Source organism: Methylobacterium sp. CCH5-D2 (assembly GCF_001556475.1).
Lineage (GTDB): Bacteria > Pseudomonadota > Alphaproteobacteria > Rhizobiales > Beijerinckiaceae > Methylobacterium > Methylobacterium hispanicum.
This window is the reverse complement of the sequence record NZ_LSIX01000761.1, coordinates 1-9,779: the sequence shown is the minus strand read 5'-3', so window position 1 is coordinate 9,779 and position 9,779 is coordinate 1. Positions and strand designations below refer to the sequence as shown.

Annotated in this window: 9 protein-coding genes; 3 read left to right on the top strand and 6 right to left on the bottom strand. The window is 73.9% G+C overall.

Annotated elements, in window-relative coordinates; all coding sequences use genetic code 11:
* The coding region (locus AX737_RS20355) for a lytic transglycosylase (RefSeq protein WP_066924457.1) at positions 1-861 on the bottom strand (861 nt) is incomplete at its 3' end.
* A 146-nt stretch (positions 862-1,007) separates the two neighbouring features.
* Here AX737_RS20355 and AX737_RS20350 point away from each other — a divergent pair.
* Positions 1,008-1,448, top strand: coding sequence for a hypothetical protein (locus AX737_RS20350; RefSeq protein ID WP_066924453.1), 441 nt, complete (start codon positions 1,008-1,010; stop codon positions 1,446-1,448).
* Here the strand turns inward: AX737_RS20350 and AX737_RS20345 are convergent.
* Positions 1,435-2,052 (bottom strand): flavin reductase family protein, encoded by a 618-nt coding sequence (locus AX737_RS20345; protein WP_066924450.1) that lies wholly within the window; start codon positions 2,050-2,052, stop codon positions 1,435-1,437. The two genes, AX737_RS20350 and AX737_RS20345, sit on opposite strands and share 14 nt — an antisense overlap.
* A 7-nt stretch (positions 2,053-2,059) precedes the next feature.
* Complete coding sequence (locus tag AX737_RS20340; RefSeq protein ID WP_066924449.1) at positions 2,060-2,623, bottom strand: nitroreductase; 564 nt, start codon at positions 2,621-2,623, stop codon at positions 2,060-2,062.
* A gap of 139 nt (positions 2,624-2,762) precedes the next feature.
* On the opposite strand from AX737_RS20340, the gene AX737_RS20335 reads away from it, so the two are divergent.
* A complete protein-coding gene (locus AX737_RS20335; protein ID WP_066924448.1) occupies positions 2,763-3,680 on the top strand; it encodes a hypothetical protein in 918 nt (305 codons plus the stop codon).
* Between the two features lie 18 nt (positions 3,681-3,698).
* On the opposite strand, the gene AX737_RS20330 is transcribed toward AX737_RS20335, so the two are convergent.
* Positions 3,699-4,598, bottom strand: coding sequence for a DMT family transporter (locus AX737_RS20330; RefSeq protein ID WP_082773170.1), 900 nt, complete (start codon positions 4,596-4,598; stop codon positions 3,699-3,701).
* Between the two features lie 247 nt (positions 4,599-4,845).
* Between AX737_RS20330 and AX737_RS20325 the strand changes: the two genes are divergently transcribed.
* Entirely contained in the window at positions 4,846-6,255 is a 1,410-nt protein-coding gene (locus AX737_RS20325) for a PLP-dependent aminotransferase family protein (RefSeq protein WP_066924447.1), read from the top strand.
* A gap of 16 nt (positions 6,256-6,271) precedes the next feature.
* On the opposite strand, the gene thrS is transcribed toward AX737_RS20325, so the two are convergent.
* Both thrS and AX737_RS20315 read right to left on the bottom strand, forming a co-directional pair.
* Entirely contained in the window at positions 6,272-8,299 is a 2,028-nt protein-coding gene (gene thrS, locus AX737_RS20320; protein WP_066924445.1) for a threonine--tRNA ligase, read from the bottom strand.
* Between the two features lie 120 nt (positions 8,300-8,419).
* Positions 8,420-9,688: an RsmB/NOP family class I SAM-dependent RNA methyltransferase gene (locus tag AX737_RS20315; protein WP_238230718.1), complete on the bottom strand. Its 1,269-nt coding sequence runs from the start codon at positions 9,686-9,688 to the stop codon at positions 8,420-8,422.
* Between the last annotated feature and the right edge of the window lie 91 nt (positions 9,689-9,779).

Below are 9,779 nucleotides of genomic sequence, written 5' to 3'. Positions count from 1 at the left end.
GGCGGGGCGCTCGGGCGGGGCCGACGGCCCCTCTGCCCGGCCCTGCCAGAGCCTGCCGACCCCCTGCGCGACCGGGCCGGTGCGCCGGTCGGTCTGGAACAGGCTGCGCAGGTCCGCGCCCGCGGCGTAGGCCGAGGCCGCGTAGGAGGTGGTGGCCTGCGGCAGGCCGCTCGCCTGGGCCTGGATGCCGAGGTCGGCCACGCCCCGCGCCGCCGCCGAGAGGGTGGCATAAAGCTCGGAGACGCTGCGCGGGCGCCCCGCCCGGTCGTAGAACAGGGCGCGGTTGGCGGCAGCCGCCTCCGGCATGTCGAGGGCGGCGGCGCGGTCCGGCGTGTCGCGGGCGGCACCGATGAGGGAGGCGGCGCCGCGCGCGCCCAGCACGTGGGCGACGTAGAGGTCGCCCGCATTCGGGTCGCGGCCGAGCGCGGCGGTGAGCGCCTCGCCGTTCTTCTGGGTGAGCGCGCCCGCGAGCGTCGCCGAGATCTTCGGGTCGCGGCGCAGGTCCAGGATCTGCTGGCGCTGGGCGGGGTCCTCCACCGCGTAGCTGCCGTCGGGGCGCGCCGTGATGGCGTCGGCGTAGGATGAGAGGCCGAGCCGGGGGCCGGCGTTCTTCATCACCCCGAGCCAGGTCTGCTCGATGAACTGGAACAGGCCGGTGGCGCTCGACGTGCCGGCCTTGGCCGCGGGGTCGAGGGCGGATTCGCGCTGCGCCGTGGCGAGCAGGTAGTCGAAGCCGGCGCCGCTCGCCCGGGCTCCCTCGCGGATCGCCTGCACGACCCCTGCATTGACGCCCGCACTGGCGCCCCGCGGCGCCGCCGCGGCGGGCTCGGGGGGGCTGGAGGGCGTGGTGAACAGGAACATCGGGTCCGCCGCGAGAGGAACCGCGCCGGTTCGGGAAGCCCCTGGCGCCGGGGCGGCGCGATCCGCGCCTTCCCTGCCCGACCCTGTTGCCGGTATGGTAAAGAAAGCTTGAAGTGCGGCCCCGCTCCGCTCACCCTGCGGCCGCGATGCGCTGTACGCTGAGGCTCCGGCCGGACGAGGATCCGCGCCCCTACGCCGTGCTCGACCGGGCCGAGGGCGATCCCGCGGCGGCGCTGGTCCCGGTTCCGGCGGGCGTCGTTCTCCTCGGCGCCGAGCACGGGCGCGACGTCGTGCGGCTCGGCGCGCTGCTCGCGGTGCACGAGGCGCAGGCCGGGCTGCCGGATGGCGGCTTGCGGATCGTGCCGGTGCTGGGAACCGCCCGCGCGGTGCTGTGGGCGGCGAGCTTCGCGGAGGCCGGCCCGCGCCTCGCCGCGCTCGGCCTCGACCCCCGGGCGCTGGCGGAACAGGGTCTGGCCGAGGCCGAGCGCGCCCTGGCGCGGACGATGGCGGCGCTCAGTGCCGCCGCCGCCGGCGTGCCGCTCGTGGAGGTCGTGCGCGACGCGGCGGGCACGCTCAGGGGCGTTTGAAGTCCCCGCCGCCCCGCGGCCGGCGCATCTCGAACCGGTTCTCGGGCGTGATCCGGAAATAGTCGAAGTAGCCGCCGCGCAGGATCGGCTCCATGGCGGCGGTGTCGACGCGCCCGTCCGCCACGAAGCGGTCGTCGATGTAGATCGAGACCACCTGCCCGATCACCAGGAAGTTGGCGGGCTCGGACCCGTCCAGCGGCCGCAGCGGAACGGTCTGCAGCCAGCGGCACTCGATCGCCGCGGCGGCCTCCGCCACGCGGGGCGCGCGCACCTTGCGGGAGGGCGCCGTGGCGAGGCCCGTGTGGGCGAACTCGCTCTCGCCCCGAGGCAGCGGGGCGGAGGAATCGTTCATCGCCTCGCGAAGGCCGTGGCTCGCGAGGTTGCAGACGAAGTCGCCGCCCTCCTCCGCGAAGGTCATGGCGTCCTTCCGGCCCGAGGAGGAGAACGCCACCATGTCGTCCGCGACCGCGTTGAAGAACGAGTAGGGCGCGAGGTTGAGCCGTCCGTCGCGGTCCATCGTGCTGATCCAGCCGATCGGGCGAGGCGCGACGATCGCCTTGAGCGGGTTGTGCGGCAGGGTGCGGTTCTGAAAATCGTAGTCCATGGCGACCTCAGAGCCGCGTGACGATCTGGGCCAGCTCCGGCCGCGGCCGGTCGCTCGGGATCTCGGCCGGGCGGCCGATATGGATGAAGCCCGCCATCCGTTCGGCGGGCGCGAGGCCGAGCGCGTCGAGCGCGCGGCGGTCGTAGGCGAACCACTCGGTCAGCCAGGCGGTGGCGAAGCCCGCCGCGTTCGCCGCCACCACGAGGTTCATCGCCGCCGCACCGGCCGAGAGCACCTGCTCCCATTCGGGGATCTTCACGTGCGGGCCCGCGCGGGAGACCACGCCGACGACGACCGGCGCGTGGGCGAGGCGGTTGCGCTCGAGTTCCAGCCGGGCGGCGTCGGCACCCGGATTGTCGGCGGCGTGGATCGCGGCCAGCGTCTCGCCGACCCGGTGGCGGGCCTCGCCCTCGATCACGATGAAGCGCCAGGGCGCGAGCTTGCCGTGGTCCGGCACCCGGGAGGCGATGGTGAGGATCGCGTCGAGCGTCTCGCGGTCGGGGCCCGGCGCCTCGAGGCGCGGCGGCGGCACCGAGCGGCGGGTGCGGAGGAGGTCGAGGGTGGCGGTCATGCGGCGCGTCTCGCGAGGGGGCTCGCCCGGACTTGGCACGCGCGCCGGCCCGAGGGAAGCGGCGGCGACGCCTTGCCGCCGCCACGGTCTCGCGCCAGACCGCGGGCGGGGCCGTCTGCGGCCCGGTCGGAGAGGTGGGATGGACGTGCGGGTCGTGGGTTGGCGGCGCGGGGCTTGTCTGCTGGCGGCGCTCGCGCCCGCCGGGGCGGCGGCGCAGGACGCCTTCCCGAACCGCCTCGGCTCCGGCGTGCCCTCCCCGTCCATCACGGCGCCCGCCTTCCCCACCGGCCCGGCGGAGGCCGAGGCGAGCCTCACGCTCAGCGCCATCCTCGCCGGCATCGGCGAGCCGCTGCGGACAGGTCTCGCCTGGCGCATCTACGACGACCGGGGCGACGGCAACCGGCCGAGCATCGTGGCCCGCTCGACCGACCCCGAGCCGAGCTTCCGCCTCGCGCCCGGTCCTTACGTGGCCACCGTGACCTACGGCTTCGCCAGCGCCTCGAAGCGCATCACCATGGCGGGCCAGCCGCAGGCCGACACGCTGCGGGTGAGCGCGGGGGCGCTGAAGCTCTCCGGCGCGGTCGGCGACCAGCGGATCGCGCCCGCGCAACTCGCGTTCTCGGTCTTCGTGCCGGTGGGCACCAACTCGGAGGGACGGCTGGTGCGCAGCGGCGTCAAGGCCGGCGAGCTGATCCGGCTGCCCGAGGGCACCTATCACGTGGTCTCGACCTACGGGGAATCGAACGCGATCCAGCGCGCCGACCTGAAGGTGGAGAACGGCAAGATCACCGACGCCACCCTCAACCACCGCGCCGCCACTGTGACCCTGAAGCTCGTGGCCGCGCCGGGCGCCGAGGCCTTCGCGGGCACGGCCTTCTCGGTGCTGACGCCGGGCGGCGATACGATCCGCGAGGCGATCGGCGCCTTCCCGCAGGTGACCCTGGCCGAGGGCGACTACGTGCTGATCGCCCGCCACGACGGGCAGGTCTACACCCGCGAGTTCAAGGTCGAGAGCGGCATGGACCGCGACATCGAGGTCGTGGCGAAGGGGTCGTGACGCGCACGGGGCGGTATCTCACGCAAGACGCCGCGCCCCCGCCGCGCAGGCCGCCACTGTGGCCGCGACCAGGGGCATCGCGGGGTCGATCGCCTCGCCGAGGACGAGGGCGGCGATCCCGATCCCCATGAAGGGCTGCAGCAATTGCAGCTGGCCCGTCACGGCGATCCCGCCCCGCGCGAGCGCCCGGTACCAGAACACGAATCCGACGAGCGCGCTGAGTGCCGACACGTAGGCGAGCCCGGCGAGCGCGGAAGGCGTCATCGGGCCCGGATGCGCGGGCAGCAGCCAGAGGGCGGCGGGCAGCGTCGCGGGCAGCGCCAGCACCGTTGCCCAGGCCACCACCTGCCAGCCGCCGAGGCGGCGAGCCAGGCGCGCGCCCTCGGCGTAGCCGAGGCCGCAGACGAGGATCGCCGCGAGCATCAGCCCATCGCCGACGAGCGAGCCGGGCCCCGCCCCGCGCGCCGCGAAGGCGACCGTGACGGCGCTGCCGAGCCCGGAGAGCAGCCAGAAGGCCCGGGAGGGCCGCTCGCCCGCCCGCAGCGCGCCGAACAGGGAGGTCGCGAGCGGCAGCAGTCCCACGAACACGCTCGCGCGTCCCGCGCCGATCTGGCCGAGCGCGAAGGCGGTGAAGAGCGGGAAGCCCAGCACCACACCGAAGCTGACGGCAGCGAGAGCCGCGAGGTCGGAGCGGCGCGGCATGGGCTGGCGCAAGACCATCAGCACCGCGCCCGCCGCGAGGCCGGCCAGCGCCGCCCGCGTGAGCGTGAGGGCGACGGGCTCGAACGCTTCGAGGGCGAGGCGCGTCGCCGCGAGGGTACCGCTGAAGATCGCCACGCCGACGAGTCCGTCGCGCAACGCCCCGGCCGGCGGAGCAGGCCGCGCCTGCGCGGGCGCTGCGAGGATGCGGGTCGTCATCGCTCAGCTCAGCGGCAGGATCAGCGGCAGGGCGAGGCCGATCCGTTGGCCATGAGCAGGACGAGGTCCACGAGTTGCCGACCGATCCGCGTCGCCCGTTGCCGGTCTTCGTCCGCCGCAAACATCCTGATCTCCTCAAACCGCCGGGCATGCTGGATGCGGCGTTTTCCGGTTACGCGACAGGCACGCATCCGGTACGATCCAGGCGAACTGTCCGGTACGATCGGCAGTACGGTCGAGGTTCGCGATGTCGCTCGGTGTTCTGAAGCCACAACTCGATCCGGCGCTCACGCGGGTCGAGGCGGCGATGGCGGCCATCGAGGCACGCATCGCCGGGCGCCACCTCGCGCCGGGCGCGCGCCTGCCCTCCGTGCGGGCCTTCGCGGAAAGCCTCGGCGTCTCGAAATCGACGGTCGTGGAGGCCTACGACCGGCTGGCGGCCCAGGGCGCCATCGTCTCGCGGCCGGGCTCCGGCTTCTACGTGGCGGGGCGGCCGGAGCCGTTCTGCCTCGCCGCGGCCGGCCCCCGGCTCGACCGCGCCGTCGATCCGCTCTGGATCAGCCGGCAATCCTTCGAGACCTATCCGGACGTGCTGAAGCCCGGCTGCGGCTGGCTGCCGCCGGAATGGATGCCCGAGGAGGCCCTGCGCCGGGCGCTGCGCTACGTCGCCCGCGCGGGCGGCCCGGCCCTCACCGGCTACGACGAGCCGCGCGGCCTCGCGCCCTTGCGCGAGCACATCGCCCGCCGGATGGGCGAGCGCGGCATCGCCGCCCACCCGGACCAGATCGTGCTGGCCGATTCGGCGACGCAGGCGCTCGACCTGCTCTGCCGCTTCCTGATCGAGCCGGGCGACACGGTGCTGGTGGACGATCCCTGCTACTTCAACTTCCAGGCGCTCTTGCGAGCGCAGCGGGTCAAGCTCGTCGGCGTGCCCTTTGGCCCGCAGGGGCCGGACCTCGCCGCCTTCGAGGCGGCGCTCCGCGAGCACCGGCCGCGCTTCTACCTCACCAATTCCACGCTCCATAACCCGACCGGTGCCTCGCTCGGGCCCGCGATCGTGCACCGCATCCTGCGGCTGGCCGAGGCCCACGACACGCTGGTGGTGGAGGACGACATCTACGCCGACTTCGAGGTGGAGCCGGCCGCCCGGCTCGCGGGCTTCGACGGGCTGGAGCGGGTAATTCAGATCGGCGGCTTCTCGAAGACGCTCTCGTCGGCCGCGCGCATCGGCTACGTCGCGCTGCGCCGGGACTGGGTGGAGCGCTTCCTCGACCTGAAGGTCGCGGTGACGCTGGGCGACCCGCACCTCGCCGCGAGTGTCGTGCACCGGGCGGTCACCGACGCGCGCTACCGCCACGACCTCGAGGCGATGCGCGCCCGACTCGCGGAGGCCCGCGGGCGCGCGATCCGGCGTCTCGCCGCGCTCGGCATCGCCGTGCCGTTCGTGCCGGGCGCCGGCATGTTCCTGTGGGCGCGCCTGCCGGACGGGCTGGACGCCGCCGAGGTCTCGCGCCGGGCGCTCACCGAGCGGGTGATCCTCGCGCCCGGCAACGTCTTCAGCGTGAGCCAGAGCGCGCCGGACTACCTCCGCTTCAACGTCGCCCAGTGCGCTGACCCGCGGATCTTCGCGGTGCTGGAGCGGGCTATGGCGCGGTGACGGAGCCTACGCCGAGCTACGGCGCCGGCGCGACCACGTGCTGGCCGTCGAGCGTTGCGTCCGCGCTCGGCCGGGTCTCGGCCACCGCCTCGGCCCGGCGGATGTCGGGCGCCGTCGCCTCGTCCACGAAGGCGGCGACCGCCTCGGCGAGCGGCAGCGTCCGCGTGCCCTGGCTGCCGAGACGGCGGATCGAGACGGTGCGCTCCTCGGCCTCGCGCCGGCCCAGCGCCAGGATGACCGGGACCTTGGCCAGCGAGTGCTCGCGGACCTTGTAGTTGATCTTCTCGTTGCGCAGGTCCGCCTCGACGCGCAGGCCGGCGCGCTCGAGCGCGCGCACCACGTCGCGGGCGTAGGCGTCGGCCTCGCCGGTGATCGTCGCCACCACGATCTGGGTCGGGGCGAGCCAGAGCGGGAAGTGGCCGGCGAAGTGCTCGATCAGGATGCCGGTGAAGCGCTCCATCGAGCCGCAGATCGCGCGGTGGACCATCACCGGCGGCTTCTTCTGGCTGTCGGCGTCGACGTAGAAGGCGCCGAATCGCTCGGGCAGGTTGAAGTCGACCTGCGTGGTGCCGCACTGCCAGTCGCGGCCGATCGCGTCGCGCAGCACGTACTCGAACTTCGGCCCGTAGAAGGCGCCCTCGCCCGGGTTGACCGCGGTCTTGATCCGGCCACCCGACTGCTCCTCGATCTGGGCCAGCACGCGCGTCATCACGCTCTCGGCGTGGTCCCAGAGCGCGTCCGAGCCGACGCGCTTCTCGGGGCGCGTGGAGAGCTTCACCAGGATCTCGTCGAAGCCGAAATCCGCGTAGGTCGAGAGGATCAGGTCGTTGATCTTAAGGCACTCGGCGGCGAGCTGATCCTCGATGCAGAAGATGTGCGCGTCGTCCTGGGTGAAGCCGCGCACGCGCATCAGGCCGTGCATGGCGCCGGAGGGCTCGTAGCGGTGCACCACGCCGAACTCGGCCATGCGCAGCGGCAGGTCGCGGTAGGATTTGAGCCCGTGCTTGAAGATCTGCACGTGGCCCGGGCAGTTCATCGGCTTCAGGGCGAACCAGCGCTTGTCCTCGGCCTCCTCGCCGGCGGATTGGGCCGCGAACATGTTCTCGCGGTACCAGCCCCAGTGGCCCGAGGTCTCCCACAGCGCCTTGTCGAGGATCTGGGGCGCGTTCACCTCGGCGTAGTCGCCTTTGAGGCGGCGGCGCATGTAGGCGATCAGCTCCTGGAAGATCGTCCAGCCCTTGGCGTGCCAGAAGACGACGCCCGGGCCCTCCTCCTGGAAATGGAACAGGTCCATCTCGCGGCCCAGGCGCCGGTGGTCGCGGCGCTCGGCCTCTTCCAGCCGGTGCAGGTAGGCGTCGAGATCCTCCTTCGTGGCCCAGGCCGTGCCGTAGATGCGCGTCAGCATCGGGTTGTTGGCGTCGCCCCGCCAGTAGGCGCCCGCGACCTTCATCAGCTTGAAGGCGGTGCCGACCTTGCCGGTCGAGGTCATGTGCGGGCCGCGGCAGAGGTCGAACCACTGGCCCTGGCGGTAGATCTTCAGGTCCTCGCCCGGTGGGATCGCATCGACCAGCTCGACCTTGTAGCCCTCGCCCTTCTCCGCGAAGAGGTTACGCACGTCGTCGCGCTTCCAGACCTCCTTGGTGAAGGGGGCATCGCGCGCGATGATCTCGCGCATCTTGGCCTCGATCGTCGGGAAGTCCTCGGGCGTGAAGGGCTCGTTCCGGGCGAAGTCGTAGTAGAACCCGTTCTCGATGACCGGCCCGATCGTCACCTGCGTGCCGGGCCAGAGCTCCTGCACGGCCTCGGCCAGCACGTGGGCGCAGTCGTGCCGGATCAGCTCGAGGGCGCGGGGATCGGTGCGGTCGAGGAACTCGATCGCCACGTCGCGCGCGATCGTGTCGTCGAGGTCGGCCACTACGCCGTCCAACGCCATGGCGACGGTGCGCTTGGCCAGCGACTTGGCGATGCCCTCCACGACCGCGCGGCCGGTCACGGCCGCGTCGTAGGCGCGCGTGTTGCCGTCGGGGAATGTCAGCGTGGGCATCGCATGTCGCTCCGAGCTCACTCCTGCGAACGCGGCAGGTAAGCGGGGGATTGAGGTAGGCCCCCGAAATGGGGGGAGCGGCCGTTTAGACCGATTTCCGTCGGGATGAAACGGGCACGGTCAGCTCCGGCGGACGAGCCGGCTCACGAAGAAGCCGTCGAGGCCGCCGCGCGCGTCCGTGCCGCCGCCGAGGTGGCAGGGCAGCGTGCGCAAGTCGCCGTTCGGATCGATCAGCTCGGCGAGGCCGCCGACCTCCTCGGGCGCCACGGGCACGCGGGCGAACGCCGCGTTGCGGGCGAGGAAGGCCGCGACCTGGGCCTCGCCCTCCTCCGGCTCGAGCGAGCAGGTGCAGTAGACGAGGCGCCCGCCCGGCCGCAGCAGCGTCGCCGCGCGGTCGAGCAGGCGCGCCTGCAGGAGGCCGAGGCGGGCGATGTCCTCGGGGCTCTTGGTCCAGGCGACGTCCGGGTGGCGGCGGACCGTGCCGGTGGCCGAGCAGGGCGCGTCGAGGAGCACCGCGTCGAACCCCTCCGGCCGGTCGAGGGCGAGCGCGTCGCCGACCACGACCTCGGCGGTGAGGCCGAGCCGTTCCAGGTTGCGGCGCAGGCGCTCCAGGCGCGGCGCCGAGCGATCGACAGCGGTGACCGCGGCCCCGGCCGCGGCGAGCTGGGCTGTCTTGCCGCCGGGGGCGGCGCAGAGGTCGGCGACCTGCTCGCCGGCCTGCGCGCCGAGGAGCTTCGCGGGGAGTGCCGCGGCGGCGTCCTGCACCCACCACGCGCCCGCGTCGAAGCCGTCGAGCGCGGTGATCGGTCCCGAGTCCGGGGGCAGGCGCAGCGAGCCGGTCTGCAGCAGCGCGGCACCGAGGCGCTCTGCCCAAGCCTGCGCCTCCGCCTTCACGGTGATGTCGACTGTCGCGCCGGCCAGATGCGCCCGGCCGATCGCCTCCGCCCGCTCCGGCCCGTAGGTCTCGCGCCAGCGGGCGGCGAGCCAGTCCGGCGCGCCATCGCCGAGGGGATCGCCCGCCGCCAGGATGGCGTCGCGCTCGCGGGCGACCCGGCGCAGGACCGCGTTGACGAGGCCGCCGAGATGCTGCGTCCGCCGGTCCGCCTTGGCGAGGCGCACCGCGAGATCGACCGCGGCGTGGTCGGGCACGGCGAGGTCGAGGATCTGGGCGGCGCCGGTGGCCAGAAGCGCCAGCAGCAGGGGCTGGTCGTCCGGCAGGCCGTGATCGAGCCGGCTGCCGAGCGCCGTCCGGATCAGGCCGAACCGGCGGAACGTGGCGGTGGCGATGGCGCGCGCGAGCGCCGCCTCGGCGGGGTCGAGCCCGCGCGAGGCCTGCGCCAGCGCGTCTTCCAGGGCGAGCGCCCGGTTCTGGCCGATCAGCTCGGCCACGGCGCGCTGGGCGGCGGCGCGCGCGCCGAGGCCCGCGACCTCCGGCAGCGCCTCGGCGGGCGCGCCGTCCTGCGCTGCCGGAGGTCGCGGG